Source organism: Enterococcus infantis (genome assembly GCF_049166715.1).
Lineage (GTDB): Bacteria > Bacillota > Bacilli > Lactobacillales > Enterococcaceae > Enterococcus_C > Enterococcus_C leclercqii.
The window spans coordinates 1-16,540 of record NZ_JBMHFB010000006.1 but is presented as its reverse complement, the minus strand read 5'-3'; the positions used below and the strand labels follow the sequence as shown (position 1 = coordinate 16,540).

The following is a 16,540-nucleotide window of genomic DNA, read 5'->3' as shown; positions in this document are numbered from 1 at the left end:
AGCTGTTTTGTCAGCATTATTGTACGTCATTTTGGCTGCTTTGTCTTGGCTTGACCAAACAATCCAACTGTCAGTCAGCCCGTATTTTGTGGTAAACTGATGACAGAGAGGTCTTGGGTCTGAGGATTCTCCCAAGCCGAAACGAAGCAGAAAATGAGGAAATGACATGATCAAATTAATCGCCTCCGACATGGACGGCACCTTACTGGACAATAGTATGCAAATTTCAGATGAAAATACAGCTGCCATCAGAGAAGCACAAGCCCGCGGCATCGAGTTCATCGTTGCCACTGGACGCAATCGTCCCGAAGCACTTCCTGCGTTAAAAGCAGCCGGCATCACCTGTGCTATGGTGACATTGAACGGTGCGCACGTTTTCGACGAAGAAGGAAACTCACTTTTTACCGTTCCTATTGAGTATCAAAAAGCGAGCGCCATTTTGGATCTGTTAGAAGAACGACAAATTTATTATGAAGTCTTTACTGATCAAGGGCTCTATTCCGAAAGTCGTGAAGAGCGGATTGAATTGTTTGCTGAACACATTGCAGAAATGATGCCCCATCTAACTCGCAAGATGGCCATTGCCATGACTGCTGCTCAGCTGGAGCAGTTGCCAATCCACTATGTACCAGACATTCGCACTGCTATTCAAGACAAGGGACTGCAAGTCTTAAAATTGATTTGCTTTCATAAAGAAGGCCCCGCTGTATTGGGCCCGGTGGCTGCAGATATCGACGGTTATGGGGATTTGGTAGTTACCTCTTCAGGTACCAACAATATCGAAATCAACCACAAAAATGCACAAAAAGGAATTGCAGTTGCACATATTGCCAAAGATCGCGGCATCGACTTAAAAGATGTCATGACGATTGGTGACAATCTGAATGATGTCAGCATGATCCAATTGGCAGGAGTCAGTTTTGCGATGGGTAATGCCCACCTTGAGTTAAAAGAATACGCCAAATACCTCACCGACTCTTATTTAGAATCTGGTGTTGGTAAAGCAATCCGTCGCGCGATTGCAGAAGATCTTTAATCGTGCCTTCAATAACAAGTCTCTGACAGTCGCAGTAAACAATCGGTAAAGGAGGCCATCGGCAATGTCGGAATTTTTCATTCAAGACAAACAACTCTCCAGTGTCACACGGACGATTGTGAAAAATGAAGCCGGAAAGTCTCTGTTTCTGCTGGTGGGTCGCTGGGGAACTAAAGGAGACGCTCTCTCCTTATATGCCATGGACGGACAGTTAGTCGCCAGTATCAAGCAGGTAAGTTTTACTTTTGGTACTCGCTTTGAGATCTACGAAGATTTCAAAAAAGTCGGCACCTTGCAAAAGATTTTCAACTGGCCGGGAGATTTTTACTATATTCAACAGCTTCACTGGACAGTCCAAGGGGATATTTACAATCATCGCTACAGTATCCATCACTTTAATCAGACTGTGATGACCATGGATAAGGCTTCTCTTTTAACAGGTGATTACTATGTCTTAGATGTCTCTGACGATCGAGACGCCCCCTTGTGTATCTGTATTGCTGCTGTAATGGACTACTGGTTGTACAACCGTAAAAAAGATGCCAATCGTAACCTCAATTGGCATTTTCTGCCTAGTAATTGATCAAAAAAGGGCCCGATGTATTGCACAACTGTTTTTTCACGCCACCTGTCTGTCAAAGGCAGGTGTTTTTTTTTTGCCCCCTGACATGCCTCAAAAAGATTCTTGTCGCGATTTCCTATCCAAAAAGGTAGTTGGTATAGCCCATTTTGTTATTGAACTAATACAAAGCATCCGAGCATTCTCCCCCTCCATCTGAAAACAGCTGCAATCCCCAATAAAACGGTATATACTAAAAATATTTTTGGATGAAATTTGTTATCTCTATTTTTTCATAAAGTTCTTGGACAACAACGAATTTTCTGAATCTTTAATCTTACATAAAGAGCGGTATACAAACTATACAACCGCTTTCATATGCGTTACAATATGGATGTGAAAATGGTTAAAGAGAGAACGGAAAAACAGGAGCCGTTGTTCTCTTTGCCTCAAACCTACATATCACATCAATTTATTGAGGAGGCCTTATCCATGGAACCAACAGAATATCAAAAGAAAGCTGAACGTAGTAAAACCGCATTGACAAAAGCCGAGTTCAATCCGCAAGATCCGGTATCTGCTTACTACATCCCCGCAATTGCTATCGGTGGTGAAGAAGTATTGCCAGATTACGGCGTGACTGAATTCGATCAAGGCAATGCCGCGTTTCTTTGCGGCCTGATTGGTCTGGTCGTGGGGGTAGTGATGTTTTCTTTTGTATTCCCGCTGATGCGCTTTATCAGCCCCGAATTTTATGACTCATTACTTTACCTATTCACCAGTGTCGCATTGTCTTGGTATGCCGGTGAAAAAGTCGGCCATACACTGTGCGACCATTACTACCGCACCCACCATTAAGAGGAAAAACAGGACCTCGAAAAAGGCTGTGGCAAGGGCCATGTTCCTTTTGACAAAGGGAATACTACCAAACATGAACCAACAAAAGACGGCGACCTTCCATTAAATAAGTGGAAGATTGCCGTCTTTTACTTTTTAGAAATCCAAAGGCTGACTAACCTTTCTACTGCTATTGTCTACGTGTGTTTCCGGGAGCGACTTCATCCATTAAAGCTCAGATAAAGCTCAGAGCTTTCGCTGCATGTGTTCATAGTCATGACCACTAATCACGGTATCGGCTACCGTTTCATAGCCCATTCTGGTATACAGCCGTTTTGCACCTGGATTTTGTCGATCCACCGACAGTCCAATCACTTCTTCGCCGTCACGTTGGGCGATTTGAGGTAGTGCTTCTAGCAATTGAGTCCCCACACCATGTCCTCGAAAAGCTGGCGAAACACTGATGGTATCTAAGTACCATTCTCCCGGCAGCGTCTCCGGATCAGTGAATAGTTTTTCCTCAGGATCAAGGCCCAGCGTTGTCAAAATCTGCTTCAAAGGTTTGTCGATTTGAGCTTCTGCTTTATCCGAATAGCCAAAAGCCACACCGGCAACCTGCCCATCGATTTCAGCCACTAAAGCGCGTCGATAGCTGTAGCGATAATCTTCTGTCACGATTCCTGCTTCTAACACCGCCAGCGTTTGTTCGTCTCCATAACGGGCCACAAATGGCAATTCCATGTCTTTCAAGATCACTAGGATCAGCGGCGCGATTTCGTGAGCGTCTTTTTTTTCTGCATAGCGAATCATGTTATCCCTCTTCTTTAAAAAATTCCGAAACAAGTTGTTCGGTCACCTCTTCAGCATAACATCCTTGTTATTAAGAGCAAGCAACTTGCTCAATGTTGAGCAGAAAAACGTGTCTTGTAAATCTGAAATGCTATAATCAGAAGTTGAAAGAGATTTTTCAACCCATACAGGAGGCCCAAGCTATGATTAAGATTCTTTACATCTCTATCTCCGGCAATACCCGCTCTTTTGTTAAACGATTGCAGGAATATGCTGCTAACGAACATGCTACTAATTCAGCGGCACCACTAATCGAATTGACAGAGATCGATGACAATACATTACCTGAAGAAGAAGCCGTTCCTTTCTTTGCCTTCGTTCCTACTTATCTGGAAGGCGGCAACGGTGTCGATAATGGTGACCAAGAAATTTTAACCGAAAGCCTGCGAGAATACATCGACTATCAGGAAAATGCCGCCCACTGTCTAGGTATTGTCGGTAGCGGTAATAAAAACTTTAACCGCCAGTACTGTCTGACAGCTAAACAATACGCCGTGCAATTCAACACTAGCCTGTTAGCAGACTATGAACTGCGCGGAACTAACCAAGACGTCAAACAAATCTATGAAATTCTTAAAGAGCGGGCTGCCCAATCGTGAGGCAGCTCATAATTTCAGCTTGGCAAGTCTTTTGCGCTCTGATAAATTGAACAAAAAAAGCTGGAAGCCAATTTCCACTGGCTTTCAGCTTTTTGATATTCAACCTGTATCACTTATTTGTTCTCCACCAACGAGGAAACGCAACGCTACTTTTTTAGTTCAGCTCCATAGCTTGTCGCCGCAAATCCACAACTGCTTTGCGCAAGAAGTTAAGATAATGACCTAAAACAAATAAGACTACAGCCCCGGCAATCACTGTTTCAACTCCTGACAAAACCCTCAGCCAGTCGGCAGCATAACCTGATTCTGCCAAAAAATGTGCAGCTTCTGTCGCAGCAAAAGCCGAGATTACCAAAGGAAAGGTGAAAGCTGCATAGCTGGGATAAAATGGTAATGAAAATAGTTTAATGATTCGCGTCCAAATGAAGCCATACAACACTTGAGACAGCACCAAAAGCAATAGGACTAAGCTAAATTGCGGATGGTCAAAGGCTTTCAAGTAGCCGGTCAATTCCAATGAACCGGGGGCAGCGATAATCGTGATCAATGGCAGGGTTGGATCAGGCATATTTTGTACTTTAAAAACCCGATAGATGATGAAGGGCAGCAGCACTAGATAAGTAAACAGACCAATCCAAAAATTTACCTGTCCCACAACAGGGGAAAAGCTGCCACTCGTCACAGCCACCACACCCAGTCCCACGTAAACGATAAACCAACTAGGATACAGATGTTCCCATTTTACCGATGGCTTGATCAAAAAGCGGAAGGTAAAGAGAACCATCAAACCATAGTGAATCAAAATCACGACAAACCACAGATATTTTACATAAGACGCAATAGCATCAATCTGTAACAAATAGGTGCATAAAACCATGAGTGCCATCGTAAATGTCGGTGCCACTGAAGCTACTATTGGATCTTCCAAGCCTTTTTTAGCGTGACTAAAGGTTAATACCACCTTTGCCAAAACCAACACCATCAGTAGCCCTGCGCAGATTCCCATGCCATTTCCCAACGCCAAATAGCCGTATCCCTTGACCAGATTGCCCAGTGATGCCAGTCCCAAAATCAATCCACACATGGGGATAGGAACGATTTTCAGAAATTCTTTCATGTAATTCTCTCCTTTTGTTTTCATAATTAGACAAAAATAAGCAGCCTTGCTTCAACATATATAACTGATTGTTTTTTGAAACAAGTCCAGTATAGTCCCTCACTAACCTTTTGAGAAATAAATAGTTTAAATAAAAACTATTTAGAAATATAATAGTTGTAGCTAACAATCACCCATTACTAACTAAGGAGGACGTCCATGTTTCAATTATTGAAAACCTTCGGCACTGTTTATGAAACCCGTAATTTTACGCAGGCAGCGCAGCAGTTGTTTTTATCTCAACCCACCATCTCCTTACAGATCAAAAAGTTGGAAGAACAACTACAGACCAGCCTGTTCATCCGCAGTGGCAAACAAGAAATCCAGCCCACCGAAGAAGCTGACTTCTTTTATCCCCGAGCTCTACAGATTTTGGAAACCTGGCAAGATACAACGGCCCGGCTACAAGAAAAAGAAAACTTTCGAGAACACTGTACGATTGCTTGTTCCCACACTTGTGGCGTCTATTTCGTTCCCGCAATCGTTGCTTATTTGATCCACCACCATCCTCACGTGGATTTTTCGCTGCAATTGATGAATTCTGAAGAGGTGGTGCATCAATTGGAGCAAAACAAAGCTGATATCGGTTTTATCGAAAAAGCGGTCCGCAGTGAATTGCTAACTCAGAAAGCCATTTACCAAGACCAGCTCGTCTTAGCAGGAGATCCCCAGTCTGCCTATTGGTTGTTGCGGGAAAATGATTCCGGTTTGCGTTTTGCCAATGAAAACTACCTGAAACGCCACAATTTGAATCCCCACCTCGTCCATGTGAACAACAATGAAATGCTGCTGTCTTTGTTAAGCCAAGGAGTGGGTCAGGCCATCATTTCCAACTTGTCGGTGCGAGAAGACCTCTCTTGGCAAGAGCTGCCTGAAGAAAATCAGCGATATTTCTATTTAATGACCCCAAAGCAGCGGTTTCGAGATATAATAAAACACATCTTGACCAGTATCGACGAATATCTGGCAGAAAAACCATCATAGTTGGGAGCATCAGGGATATGAAAGAACTGCAATTTGCGGTTATCGTTATCATAGGGATTATTTTATTATTGATTGCCTTGGACCTTTACAGCCGGCAGAAGCTGCGGCGGACGGTGCGTTATCGCTGGGGACGGCAACCTCACCAAACACGCTTAGACAAAGAAGAAAGCCTCAAGAAAGCTTGGCAAATTGAAAAAAGCTTCCGACAGTCAGACTCCGAAGTGGATGATCTGACTTGGTATGATCTGGACATGTTTGCCATCTTTGATCTGATCAATGCCACGAACTCCAGCGTTGGATCAGAAGCCTTGTATCAGCGCTTGCGCAACTTTGATCTGGGACAAGCGGATAAGACCGAGGACTTGATTCGCTACTATCAGGAAAACCCGCAAATTCGGGAAAATATCCAGTATTTGTTTGCCCGCCTCGGTAAACAAGACAATAATTTCACTAAAGATTATTTAGCCAATGGTGTCAAAAAAGAATTGGGGAATTTTTGGCTCTTTGTCCTTTTGGGCTGCTTGCCGATTATCGGAATCTTGCTTTTGATCTTCGGTCAGCTTATCGGTATCGGCGTGCTTTTAGGTGCCATGGTCATCAATGTGATCTATTATATGATGAAAAAAAATGAGTTGGAAACTGAGCTCAACAGTATGCGTTACTTGGTGCAAACTATTGCTCTGGCAGAAAAAATCGCCAAACAACCGATTCCCGACCAAGGGGCAATCAAAGAAAATCTAAAGCCTTTAAAAGGGATTGCTTCCTGGGGCTTTTCTTTCCGTCCCAAAGGTGCTTCTGAAATGGAGTTAATCATGGACTATCTGAATATGATGTTTATGATCCCTTTTATCGCTTATAATTTCGTGTTAAAAAAGCTCGCCCACCATTCACAACACGCGATCAACCTCTGGGAACTTTTGGGGAATCAAGAAGTTGCGATTGCCGTCTTAAATTTCCGAACCTACATGCCCCTCAGCTGTATTCCGGAATTTCGCGAAGGGGCAGTCACCGCTGAATCGGTGTATCATCCACTGGTAAACGGAGCCATTGTCAATCCGGTAGACTGGCAGAAAAACACGCTGATTACCGGCTCTAATGCCTCTGGGAAGTCCACTTATGTCAAGGCCATCGCTATCAGTTGTATCCTGTCTCAAACCATCAATACCGCTGTTGCGGAAAGTTTCACTCTGCAAGCGGGTCATGTCATTACCTCCATGGCTGTCGAGGACAATATTTTTGAAGGGGACAGCTACTTCATCGCCGAGACCAAATCCATCAAGCGGTTACTGGATTTAGTCGCTACCGATGTCCGCTGCTACTGTTTCATTGACGAAATCTTAAAAGGAACCAATACGGTAGAACGGATTGCCGCTTCTTCCAGTGTCGTGGCTTGGATTGCAGAACATCCCAGTCTGGCCTTTGTGGCAACACATGATATCGAGCTGACTGAGATTTTGAAAAACAAATGTGCCAACCGCCATTTTGAAGAGACGGTAACTGATGAAGATGGTGTGACCTTCAGTTATAAAGTGAAAGACGGTCCAGCAGTCAGCCGCAATGCCATCGCTTTGTTGAAAGTTTTGAAATATCCACAAGCGATAGTCACCAATGCGCAAAACGAAGCTGCCTATTTCGACAAAGAACGCAGCTGGCAAGTGCTGGATTAGCTAGCTCCTACAAATCAAATCCCACTTTTTTGGCCGACGATTCTCTTCTGATCGTCGGCCTTACTTATCGCCAAACAAGAAAGTCTGCCCGCAATCATTTATGAATAGTAGCTACTAAACAGTTCAACCTCTGAAACAAGAAGATAGTTGCGACTATTACTGTATCTAAGAAACCTGACTATCGGCTCAAAGAAAAGCAAATGATACGGACTTGGCTTGATATAATCAAGATTAGTCAGCCTTTAAAATTTTTAACAACAAAAAGACAAGTGCCTTCCACTATTTTTCAATGGAAGTTACTTGTCTTTTCCTCACCTATGGTAATGTTTGTTTCAAAAGAGGTTGACAGAACTGGTGTCACGGTCTCTTCAATTTGCCAAATGACAAATTAATCTTCTAAGAGCTCGATGCCTTCGATGACTACATCATGTACCGGACGATCTTGTGGGCCCCGTTGTACGTTTTGAATCTCATCAACGACATCCATGCCTTCAATCACATGGCCAAAAACAGTATGACGGAAGTCCAACCAAGGTGTCCCGCCTTCTTTGTAAGCTTCGATAACTTCAGAAGGATAACCTGCACCTTCCAGCTGTCCCAACATATTTCCAGGAACGTTTTGGTTGGAAACGATGAAGAACTGGCTGCCGTTAGTATTAGGGCCGGCATTCGCCATTGACAATGCGCCGCGAACATTGAAAAGTTCTTTTGAAAATTCATCTTCAAAAGTACCACCAAATGCGCTTTCGCCCCCCATACCAGTACCGGTAGGATCGCCACCTTGAATCATGAAATCAGGAATCACTCGGTGGAAAATCACACCATCGTAGTATCCTTTTTTGACTAAGGTTTCAAAGTTTTCAACTGTGCGAGGTGCCAATTCCGGAAACAGCTGCACCAAAATATTGCCGCGATTGGTTTTGATCAGCGCTTTGTGGCCAGTTTGTTCTTTTAATGAAAGTTGTGGAAATTGAGACATGACTGTCACTCCTTTTGATAGGGATATAGATTTTGTTAAGAAAGGGTTACTGACAAATATGGTGAAAAGGCACATCTTGTCCCAATTTTTCACCAGCATCCTTCTCTTTCAATTAATATGATAGCAGAAAACTGTTCGTTTGCCACTTGGTTTGTTATAATGCCAGTTAGCGACTGAGAACTATTCTCACTCAACGACTTTCTTGCCGTTGCTTCTGCTGATTAAAAGCTGACGGGACTACTTTTGACAGAAATAGTTGTCAGTCGAATTGGTACCTACTTATTTTAGAGAATGCGAGGAATTTGCATGGACATATATGATATTACTATTGTTGGGGCGGGACCTGCGGGGATGTTTGCCGGTTTTTATGCCGGCATGCGCCAAGCAAAAACTAAGATCATCGACAGCCTGCCACAATTGGGAGGACAATTGGCTGCACTTTATCCGGAAAAGATGATCTATGACATCCCCGGTTATGAACAGATTAAAGCTGGGGATCTGGTAGCTAATTTGAAACGTCAACTAGCCACCTTCTCCCACAGTTACGCATTGGAACAAAAGGTCACGACTATCCAAACAGCACCTGATGGTTTGATCACTCTAACTACTGACAAGGAGACCCACTATACCCGCTCGCTGGTTTTGGCATTGGGAAATGGCTCTTTTGCTCCGCGGCAACTGAAACTTGCGGAAGCAGAGAAGTTTGAAGGCCACGGCATCGATTATTTCGTAACTGATGTGATGGCCTATGCTGGCAAAAAAGTCGTGATTGCCGGTGGTGGTGACTCAGCCCTGGATTGGGCACTGATGCTGGCACCAGTCGCAGCCTCGGTGACAATCGTCCATCGTCGGGATACTTTCCGCGGCCATGAACACACCCTGGAGCAAGTCAAAGCACATCCGGAAATCACCATCGCTACCCCTTATGTCATCAGCGCCCTCTCTGGTGAAGAAGACTTATCCGCCTTGACCATCACACATCCCAAAACTGGTGAGAGCCAAAACTTATCTTGTGATCGGTTGCTGGTGAGCTACGGTTTTACGACTGATCTCGACCTTAGTAACTGGCAGCTTGAAGGGGATCGGCGAGGCATTGCGGTGGCTTCTGACATGAGTACCTCCCTTCCTGGTGTCTATGCCTGTGGTGACATTGTTTCCTATCAGGGTAAAGTTAAGCTCATTGCTGCCGGCTTTGGCGAAGCACCTACCGCGGTCAACAATGCGCTTTACTATTTGAACCCTGCCAACCGGTTGCATCCAGGACATTCCACCAGCCTGTTTGCCCAACTGCCAGATTCAAATTGAAAAACAACGAATCATAGATAAAACCGGCTCGCAGCAGTTTGCAAGCCGGTTTATCAAAACATTTTTTTAGTTCGTTTATTGTGAGCCATTATTTTTCAAAAGAAATGAAATGTGTTACCATAAACAGGTGTAAGTGTTTGCAGTTTTGCTGCGGGGATACTAGAAACTACCCTGTTACCAAAAATAATTTAAACGGAGCACCCTGTGTAAAAGCCCTCATACCTCTTTGCTCCGACTCAAGATTTGGAGGAATCAACTATGGTAATTGAAACAAAAACACTGGAAGAAAAAGCCCGGGAGCTATTAACCAGCCGTGGTGTAACCTTAAAAGACATCGGTGAACTGGTTTACTTCCTACAAAAAGACTATATCAAAGACATTACAATTGAAGAATGTATCGAGTCTGTGGACGCTGTCTTAACCAAACGAGAAGTTCACAACACCATTTTGACAGGAATTCAGCTGGATATCTTGGCAGAAAAGGGCGAATTGTTGGCCCCACTACAAGAAATCGTAGCTGAAGATGAAGGACTCTACGGCATCGATGAAATTCTTGCCCTTTCCATCGTCAACGTTTACGGCACGATTGGCTTCACCAACTATGGTTATATCGACAAAGTTAAACCGGGGATTCTAGCTGACCTAAACAGTCACGACGGCAAAAACGTTCATACTTTTCTCGATGATATCGTCGGTGCCATCGCAGCGGCGGCAGCTAGTCGTCTAGCTCACTCCCATCCCGCAAAATCCCGTTACATCGTACAATAATCATCTGCTTCAAGGAGCTTACAGACAGTGCTTTTCCAAAAAGAACCTGCTAACATCAGAAAGCTTTTACTCTTCTCAGATCCACAACCAGGGACCTTAAGCTATAAAAAACAGTTGGACTATGACATCAATCATTTCTAAGTGGTGGATGATGCAGGTTTCAACAACAAGGCAAGAATATATAGGTTAGCAAATAATTGCGACAGTTCCTGTCTCAAAATCGTAGAAGAAACACTACCATCCGTGTAAAGAGAAGTGAATTAGGCTGACTTCCCTTGATGAAATCAAGGGAAGTCAGCGTTTGAAATTTTTTAACAATGAAAAGCCGACGATCTTCCACTGATTTTAATGGAAGATCGTCGGCTTTTGAGGTCTTACGTTTGCTATTGTCCGCTTCGGAGGAGGTTGGCTAGACGATTCTCACAGCCCCATCACTTTTTTATCTTTTAAGGGAGCGTCGGCCGATGATTACCATTACCAAAAAGAACAGCTCAAGCAATAGGAAGGCCAAAATAAAACAATGCATAAAATACGCTTCCGGCAGCACATTAATGATTGGATCAGTCGCAGGATCGAACAACCAGTCGTCATTGGCAAAAAATAGTTCATGAAATTTCACAAAGAAAGTATCAAAACCCACTGCCATAAGCGCGCCTAAGACTACTGGTAGCCCCATGCCCCACTGAAAGGGTCGGACCAATTTATACAAACGGGCACTCTTTTGCAAATGCCGCAGATAAAAAATGGCTGGCAGGATGGTGACTAATAACACTCCATAATCCAATAGAAACAACTTTTTGACATCCACAAAATGGCCTCTTCCAGCTGCCGACATAGGAAAGTCCGGTAATGCCAATGTCTGGTTGAACGGATTGTTCAAAAAAGCCATCAACTGATCGAAGTTTTTCAACAGCGTTTCTTTGCTCATGTCCACCCAGTCAAGGATATTCAAATGGCTGATATCAAACACATATAACGGTCGAAAATTGATGGTGATTGCGATTGCCAAGGAAATCAGCGCTAAAAACAAACTAGTCAATCCCAATAGTTCTAGGATTCGCCGCTTACCGGGAGAAAGCGGTTTTTTTTCAAGAATTAAAGAGTCTTGTTCTTTTGCACTGGCGGTTTCTTGACGTGTTTCACCTGCCCTTTTCATCGGTCAAAATTCCATTCGTCCAATGAATCCACTACGTAAGTCGGCGGAATTGGTAGTCCCGGCACGGCGTCTTTCGGTGTGAAGCCGGAAAGCACCAATAGCGAATCAATGCCATTATCAATTCCTGAGCGAATATCGGTCTCGTAGTTGTCCCCCACCATCAGAACCTGTTCTTTTGGCAGCCCCAAGTGTGCCACTGCTTTATCCATAATAACCGCCTGCGGTTTACCGATATAGACAGGTTTAGTCTGGGTGGCAGTTTCCACAAAGCTGATCAAAGAACCTGCGCCTGGCAACAAGCCACGTTCAGTCGGAATGTTTTTGTCCGGGTTGGTGCCAATAAAAGTTGCTCCTCGTTGAATTGCCAATGTCGCTGTCACCACTTTTTCGTAGGTGACTTCAGTATCTAATCCAACCACGACATAATCCGGATTGAGCTCTTCCCAGACAAAGCCGGCAGCCAAAATCAAGTCGATGAGGCCGGCTTCTCCGATAACAAAGACTTTTTTTCCACGGCCATCATCTTTCATATAGTCGATTGTCGCCAAACTGGCTGTATAAATCGTTTCAGCAGCAACATGAATATCAAAGACCTCTGCTAAACGCTTTTGAACAGTTTCTGGTGCGCGGGTCGTATTGTTAGTGACAAATAGAAAAGGCAGTTGCCGCTGTTGCAAAGCCTCCACAAACCGTTTGCCGGCTGGGATTGGCTCGCTGCCTCGATAGATTGTTCCGTCTAAATCAATCAAATAGCCTGTATACTTCACGTTATCTACTCTTCCCGTTTTCTAATAGTATAGCCACCCTTTTTGCCACCTTTACTAGCGGCGGGTTGGCTTTTATTTGCAGCTGTCTCAGGTTGTTTCTCCTGACGACTCTTGATTACTGGTTTACGCTTTTTAGCCAGTGGCTCCCGGCGTTCTTCGATATGGGCTTGTCCTTCAGATTGCGGGTTACGACGTTTCTTCTGATCCGCGTTGCCACCTTTGTTGCGGGTATTGTTCTGGCTGTTGCTGCGATTGCTTCGGCGACGATCCCGGCTGTTGCGATTTTGGCTGTTGCCAGAAGTTTGACCGCTATTTTTTTCGCCAGGTTCCATTCCGGTCTCGCTTGCTTGAAAGGCTGCTTCTTGAGAATCATAGTCCTCTCTGCCTGTCCGTTTGCGACGACGACGGTTGGAAGTCTTCTCCCGCTTACCGCCGATTCGTTTAATAACAAAATAGGCACAACCAAAGTTACAGAATTCATACAAATAGTCTTCCAATGTATCAATTCGTTGCTCTGGCAAAGCTTTACGGTCGTCTGCCTCAAAAAAGCCCTTCAAACGGAGTTGCTCATATCCCCAGTCCCCAACGATATAATCGTAACGAGCCAATACATCACTGAAGCGCTCCCCCAATTTTTCCGCATTGAAGCCTTCTCGATGATCAGCCACCAGCTTGTATTCCCGTTCCCCAATCATGAGGTCGGTTTCGTTTAAAATCGTTACAGGCTCTCCTTTGAGCGGTTTGACAGCTTCTGTATCCTCTGTTGCAACTTCTTCCAAAACCTGTGTCAGCTCTTCTGAAAGGCTCTTCTCTTTTTGTTCTTCCTGTTTGTTACTGGTCATTTTTCCACCACCTGTAGATTATCCAAAAGCCGCCGTCAGCTATCAGCTACCCGAACAAATCAAGTGGCTTACTGTATTCACGACGGCTGTCATTTGTCTGCTGAAGTATGTTGAAAATTGGCGTTCAACAGCGCTTGGAATCACTGGAATCGCCTTTTTTCAAAAATCATACCTGCCTTCCATTATACCTTGTTTTCAGGTCAATGGATAGTGACTGTGCAAATAGCTGGCCACCACCGAGCGAATGAATTCAGGAAACAAAAATTCATAGCGGCCCATAATCTCGATTGTGGGAAAGAAGGGAACAAACATAAAATGATCGACTGTAGTGAAGGTATATTCTCGCAGGGGATCCAGCGGACGTCCTAGCCAAAAGACTTGATGGTTCACTCGGTCATATTCAATGCCTGCATAGACAATTTCACCGAAAATTTTTCCCCGAAAGCCCATTCCCAAAATCGGAAACCGGCGCAAGAAACCGCGGTTTTTCTCCATTTCCAACACCATTCGTTCAACATCAGAGCCCTTTAATGTTACTCGAATCAAATGCATCGGATGAGGCAATGCCTGATGAAGCATATCCTGATCGACTTTTCCGTTAGCCAGAGGAGTCAAAAACAAGCCACTGTTCAACACTGCCACCTCTGTTTGCCCCCGAACTTTGACTGCCTCTAAAGCTGTCTTGATAAAGGGAAATTCATCTTCTGGACCCAGGGTCAAGGGATGGGATAAAACAGCCACCTCTTGACTCCGCAATAATCGGTGGCCTTCCTCAAGATAGCCGTTAATCTCTTCTTCATCTTCGGGAAAGACTGTCAAATCAGCGGTAGCAATCGTCCGTGCCTTGGTAGCAGTAAGTTGATGGTTCTCGTCCACGTAAAGACGCACCTCGCCAATGTATTGACCAAATTTTCCGGCGGCAGCTAATTGGACCCCATTCTCCATCTTCCCTTCCGGAAACAGATGATGGGTGTGGGAACCCAAAATCACATCAACGGCAGGCAGCTGCTGAGCAATTTCTACATCATCCACTACCCCCAAGTGGCTCATCAAAACCAACACATCCACTTCTTTTTTCAATCGCGCGGTTAACTGTGGCAGGATTTCCATTGGATTGCGGATATCCCAACCATTGGGTGCATAAGTCAGCGGGAAAGGTGCGGTCATAGCGATCAGCCCGACTTTTGTCCCTTGACCTGTGGTAATCACTTTGTAAGGGCGGCACCATTGCGGCAATTGCAAGGTCTTATTGTCATAAAGGTTAGCCAATAAAACGTCAAAGTTGGCTGTGTCGTATAAATGATCCAAGTCTCGCTTGGAGTTGCCGGTTCCTTCATTGTTGCCAATCGTAGCCGCATCGTAGTGTATTTGATTCATCAGGCGAATATTTGCTTGCCCATTGGTTGCCTCTGTCAAAGGATGCCAACGGTCCACAAAATCTCCCAAATCTACTGTGATAACACTATTGCCTTTTTCTTTGATCTCTCGCTGCCGCTGATCTATATAACGACGGATTTTTGGCCAGTTTTCCAAATGTGAATGCAGATCATTGGTATGAATCAATGTGATTTTTTCCATATTTTTCCCTCGTTTCTTCCCCTTCAGTCTAACATAAACAGCTAAATTTTCCCTCGATTGGTGTCGCTAGCTATTCGTGTCATATCATTTTCAACTCTTGGTAATCAGTGTTACACTTTTAACGAAGGACTGTTAGAAAAAGCTGCTCCCACAGTGACCTGACTTATAGGGACAGTCTACAAACACAATTAGAACAGGAGCGTGCGTATGATGTTGGAAAAACTGCGTAAGGAATGGGAAAAACATTTTGCCAAGAATCATAATTTAGAAGAATTAAAAAATCGCCCTACCAATAAAATGGTCAGTTCATTCAAGAAGACGGCCAAGTTATCGAAGTTTGGGAACATCCAAATGTAGACGCCTTAAATCAGATGATCACAAAGGACTGGGAACGTTTTTTAACTGAATCAGATATCTATCAACAGCTTTCAGAAGAAGAACAGATTGAATTGAAAGTTAACGGCCCCTCTTACTCCGATTACAGTGGGGATTGACAGCCAATAGTTCCACTCGTTATACTAAATAGAGTTGCAGCAGCGGGCTTGCGGGTCCACTGCTCTTTTTTTGTAAGAGGAAGTTTATGTTTAAATAGTAAAAAGAAGGGATGACAGCCATGGAAATTTTGGGCCTGCGTTTTGGCTTTCGCAATATCAAGACTGGGGTCAGTGTCTTTATCTGTATCCTGCTGAGCTTTCTGTTACAGCGAGAAACTTATGTCGTTGCCTGCATCACAGCTGTTTTTACCTTGCGAGAAGACCATATCAACACATTGCGCTATGGCAAACACCGCATCATGGGGAATACATTCGGTGCACTGGCTTCTATGCTTTGTATTTTTATCTTTCATACATTTGGTCAAGGCCAATTGGTTCAACTCATCGCCATTCCTCTTGTAATCATGCTGATTATCGCCTTGCTCGCCCACTTTGATTATCATGAGGGAACAGTGGGTGCGTGTGCCACCTTATTGACCATTCTCTTTATGATTCCACCTCATGAATCTTATTTTTACGCCTTTAATCGGGTCTTGGACAGTTTCATCGGAATGTTCATCGCTATTCTCGTGAATCGCATCCTCCCTTCACGCTGTTCCGATACGGATGCCGCTTCGTCTTCCTCTTGACTGATTGATTAACGCTCCACCGCTAAGTGGTAAATAGCAAAGGTTTCATCAACTAAGCAAGAGATGCATGCTACAAAATAGTTGCGATAATCCTTGTGACAAAGTCAACAGAAGGCGCATTACCATACGTATAGAGAGAAAAAGGGTTCTACAATATTTAGTGTTGGTGGAAAATCTCCGATTTTCTTCCAACACTTTTTTGTATGCGAAGTATAGAAAAAGAGATACCCAAATTGATAGAATGAAGTCGACTAAAACACACTCACCAAGAAAGGGATATCTCCATGGACTATTCTACAAGAATTTTAACTGGTTTAACAGATGAAAACCTATTT

The 16,540-nt window shown here is 44.1% G+C and carries 17 protein-coding genes and 1 pseudogene; 11 read left to right on the top strand and 7 right to left on the bottom strand.

Going from position 1 to position 16,540, the window contains the following annotated elements; all coding sequences use genetic code 11:
* Positions 1 to 166: 166 nt before the first annotated feature.
* The 3 genes from ACOMA8_RS08180 to ACOMA8_RS08170 all read left to right on the top strand — a co-directional run bounded on the left by ACOMA8_RS08180 (position 167) and on the right by ACOMA8_RS08170 (position 2,453).
* Complete coding sequence (locus ACOMA8_RS08180; RefSeq protein WP_421369942.1) at positions 167 to 1,036, top strand: Cof-type HAD-IIB family hydrolase; 870 nt, start codon at positions 167 to 169, stop codon at positions 1,034 to 1,036.
* Between the two features lie 64 nt (positions 1,037 to 1,100).
* A complete protein-coding gene (locus tag ACOMA8_RS08175) occupies positions 1,101 to 1,619 on the top strand; it encodes an LURP-one-related/scramblase family protein (protein ID WP_161898406.1) in 519 nt (172 codons plus the stop codon).
* A 468-nt stretch (positions 1,620 to 2,087) separates the two neighbouring features.
* A complete protein-coding gene (locus tag ACOMA8_RS08170) occupies positions 2,088 to 2,453 on the top strand; it encodes a hypothetical protein (protein ID WP_161898407.1) in 366 nt (121 codons plus the stop codon).
* Between the two features lie 225 nt (positions 2,454 to 2,678).
* Here the strand turns inward: ACOMA8_RS08170 and ACOMA8_RS08165 are convergent, their stop codons facing one another.
* A complete protein-coding gene (locus ACOMA8_RS08165; RefSeq protein ID WP_161898408.1) occupies positions 2,679 to 3,242 on the bottom strand; it encodes a GNAT family N-acetyltransferase in 564 nt (187 codons plus the stop codon).
* Between the two features lie 185 nt (positions 3,243 to 3,427).
* Here ACOMA8_RS08165 and nrdI point away from each other — a divergent pair, with 185 nt between their 5' ends.
* The gene (gene nrdI / locus ACOMA8_RS08160) at positions 3,428 to 3,880 is read left to right on the top strand and encodes a class Ib ribonucleoside-diphosphate reductase assembly flavoprotein NrdI (protein ID WP_421370233.1); all 453 of its coding nucleotides are present in this window, start codon (positions 3,428 to 3,430) and stop codon (positions 3,878 to 3,880) included.
* A 154-nt stretch (positions 3,881 to 4,034) separates the two neighbouring features.
* Here nrdI and ACOMA8_RS08155 read toward each other — a convergent pair whose 3' ends face one another.
* A complete protein-coding gene (locus ACOMA8_RS08155) occupies positions 4,035 to 4,997 on the bottom strand; it encodes a TDT family transporter (protein WP_421369939.1) in 963 nt (320 codons plus the stop codon).
* Between the two features lie 198 nt (positions 4,998 to 5,195).
* Between ACOMA8_RS08155 and ACOMA8_RS08150 the strand changes: the two genes are divergently transcribed.
* Together ACOMA8_RS08150 and ACOMA8_RS08145 are read left to right on the top strand one after the other, a co-directional pair.
* Positions 5,196 to 6,020, top strand: a complete 825-nt coding sequence (locus ACOMA8_RS08150; RefSeq protein WP_421369937.1) for a LysR substrate-binding domain-containing protein — start codon at positions 5,196 to 5,198, stop codon at positions 6,018 to 6,020.
* 17 nt (positions 6,021 to 6,037) lie between these two features.
* On the top strand, positions 6,038 to 7,687 hold the full coding sequence (locus ACOMA8_RS08145; protein WP_421369935.1) for a MutS-related protein: 1,650 nt from the start codon (positions 6,038 to 6,040) through the stop codon (positions 7,685 to 7,687).
* A 388-nt stretch (positions 7,688 to 8,075) separates the two neighbouring features.
* On the opposite strand, the gene ACOMA8_RS08140 is transcribed toward ACOMA8_RS08145, so the two are convergent.
* Positions 8,076 to 8,666, bottom strand: coding sequence for a peptidylprolyl isomerase (locus ACOMA8_RS08140; protein ID WP_161898412.1), 591 nt, complete (start codon positions 8,664 to 8,666; stop codon positions 8,076 to 8,078).
* A 306-nt stretch (positions 8,667 to 8,972) separates the two neighbouring features.
* Between ACOMA8_RS08140 and ACOMA8_RS08135 the strand changes: the two genes are divergently transcribed.
* Both ACOMA8_RS08135 and ACOMA8_RS08130 read left to right on the top strand, forming a co-directional pair.
* On the top strand, positions 8,973 to 9,971 hold the full coding sequence (locus ACOMA8_RS08135; protein ID WP_161898413.1) for an NAD(P)/FAD-dependent oxidoreductase: 999 nt from the start codon (positions 8,973 to 8,975) through the stop codon (positions 9,969 to 9,971).
* Between the two features lie 258 nt (positions 9,972 to 10,229).
* Complete coding sequence (locus ACOMA8_RS08130; protein WP_161898414.1) at positions 10,230 to 10,739, top strand: phosphatidylglycerophosphatase A family protein; 510 nt, start codon at positions 10,230 to 10,232, stop codon at positions 10,737 to 10,739.
* Between the two features lie 439 nt (positions 10,740 to 11,178).
* On the opposite strand, the gene ACOMA8_RS08125 is transcribed toward ACOMA8_RS08130, so the two are convergent.
* The 4 genes and pseudogenes from ACOMA8_RS08125 to ACOMA8_RS08110 form a co-directional block, all read right to left on the bottom strand.
* Positions 11,179 to 11,895, bottom strand: a complete 717-nt coding sequence (locus tag ACOMA8_RS08125; RefSeq protein ID WP_421369932.1) for a TIGR01906 family membrane protein — start codon at positions 11,893 to 11,895, stop codon at positions 11,179 to 11,181.
* A complete protein-coding gene (locus tag ACOMA8_RS08120; RefSeq protein WP_161898416.1) occupies positions 11,892 to 12,662 on the bottom strand; it encodes a TIGR01457 family HAD-type hydrolase in 771 nt (256 codons plus the stop codon). Before ACOMA8_RS08120 ends, ACOMA8_RS08125 begins: the two co-directional genes overlap by 4 nt.
* A gap of 389 nt (positions 12,663 to 13,051) precedes the next feature.
* Positions 13,052 to 13,504, bottom strand: a pseudogene (locus ACOMA8_RS08115) (YutD family protein); the annotation flags it as partial.
* Positions 13,505 to 13,699: 195 nt separating this feature from the next.
* Complete coding sequence (locus tag ACOMA8_RS08110; RefSeq protein WP_421369930.1) at positions 13,700 to 15,082, bottom strand: bifunctional metallophosphatase/5'-nucleotidase; 1,383 nt, start codon at positions 15,080 to 15,082, stop codon at positions 13,700 to 13,702.
* 207 nt (positions 15,083 to 15,289) lie between these two features.
* On the opposite strand from ACOMA8_RS08110, the gene ACOMA8_RS08105 reads away from it, so the two are divergent.
* The 3 genes from ACOMA8_RS08105 to ACOMA8_RS08095 all read left to right on the top strand — a co-directional run bounded on the left by ACOMA8_RS08105 (position 15,290) and on the right by ACOMA8_RS08095 (position 16,205).
* Positions 15,290 to 15,439, top strand: coding sequence for a hypothetical protein (locus ACOMA8_RS08105; RefSeq protein ID WP_421369928.1), 150 nt, complete (start codon positions 15,290 to 15,292; stop codon positions 15,437 to 15,439).
* Positions 15,440 to 15,453: 14 nt separating this feature from the next.
* A complete protein-coding gene (locus tag ACOMA8_RS08100) occupies positions 15,454 to 15,576 on the top strand; it encodes a hypothetical protein (RefSeq protein ID WP_421369926.1) in 123 nt (40 codons plus the stop codon).
* Positions 15,577 to 15,695: 119 nt separating this feature from the next.
* On the top strand, positions 15,696 to 16,205 hold the full coding sequence (locus ACOMA8_RS08095; protein WP_421369922.1) for an FUSC family protein: 510 nt from the start codon (positions 15,696 to 15,698) through the stop codon (positions 16,203 to 16,205).
* Positions 16,206 to 16,540 lie beyond the last annotated feature (335 nt).

Excerpts from the sequence above, each read along its gene's own strand:
- ACOMA8_RS08180 (WP_421369942.1), top strand. The coding sequence starts at position 167 with ATGATCAAATTAATCGCCTCCGACATGGACGGCACCTTACTGGACAAT.
- ACOMA8_RS08135 (WP_161898413.1), top strand. The coding sequence starts at position 8,973 with ATGGACATATATGATATTACTATTGTTGGGGCGGGACCTGCGGGGATG.
- ACOMA8_RS08170 (WP_161898407.1), top strand. The coding sequence starts at position 2,088 with ATGGAACCAACAGAATATCAAAAGAAAGCTGAACGTAGTAAAACCGCA.
- ACOMA8_RS08140 (WP_161898412.1), bottom strand. The coding sequence starts at position 8,666 with ATGTCTCAATTTCCACAACTTTCATTAAAAGAACAAACTGGCCACAAA.
- ACOMA8_RS08105 (WP_421369928.1), top strand. The coding sequence starts at position 15,290 with ATGATGTTGGAAAAACTGCGTAAGGAATGGGAAAAACATTTTGCCAAG.
- ACOMA8_RS08155 (WP_421369939.1), bottom strand. The coding sequence starts at position 4,997 with ATGAAAGAATTTCTGAAAATCGTTCCTATCCCCATGTGTGGATTGATT.
- ACOMA8_RS08175 (WP_161898406.1), top strand. The coding sequence starts at position 1,101 with ATGTCGGAATTTTTCATTCAAGACAAACAACTCTCCAGTGTCACACGG.
- ACOMA8_RS08110 (WP_421369930.1), bottom strand. The coding sequence starts at position 15,082 with ATGGAAAAAATCACATTGATTCATACCAATGATCTGCATTCACATTTG.
- ACOMA8_RS08100 (WP_421369926.1), top strand. The coding sequence starts at position 15,454 with ATGATCACAAAGGACTGGGAACGTTTTTTAACTGAATCAGATATCTAT.
- ACOMA8_RS08125 (WP_421369932.1), bottom strand. The coding sequence starts at position 11,895 with ATGAAAAGGGCAGGTGAAACACGTCAAGAAACCGCCAGTGCAAAAGAA.
- ACOMA8_RS08165 (WP_161898408.1), bottom strand. The coding sequence starts at position 3,242 with ATGATTCGCTATGCAGAAAAAAAAGACGCTCACGAAATCGCGCCGCTG.
- ACOMA8_RS08145 (WP_421369935.1), top strand. The coding sequence starts at position 6,038 with ATGAAAGAACTGCAATTTGCGGTTATCGTTATCATAGGGATTATTTTA.
- ACOMA8_RS08095 (WP_421369922.1), top strand. The coding sequence starts at position 15,696 with ATGGAAATTTTGGGCCTGCGTTTTGGCTTTCGCAATATCAAGACTGGG.
- ACOMA8_RS08130 (WP_161898414.1), top strand. The coding sequence starts at position 10,230 with ATGGTAATTGAAACAAAAACACTGGAAGAAAAAGCCCGGGAGCTATTA.
- ACOMA8_RS08150 (WP_421369937.1), top strand. The coding sequence starts at position 5,196 with ATGTTTCAATTATTGAAAACCTTCGGCACTGTTTATGAAACCCGTAAT.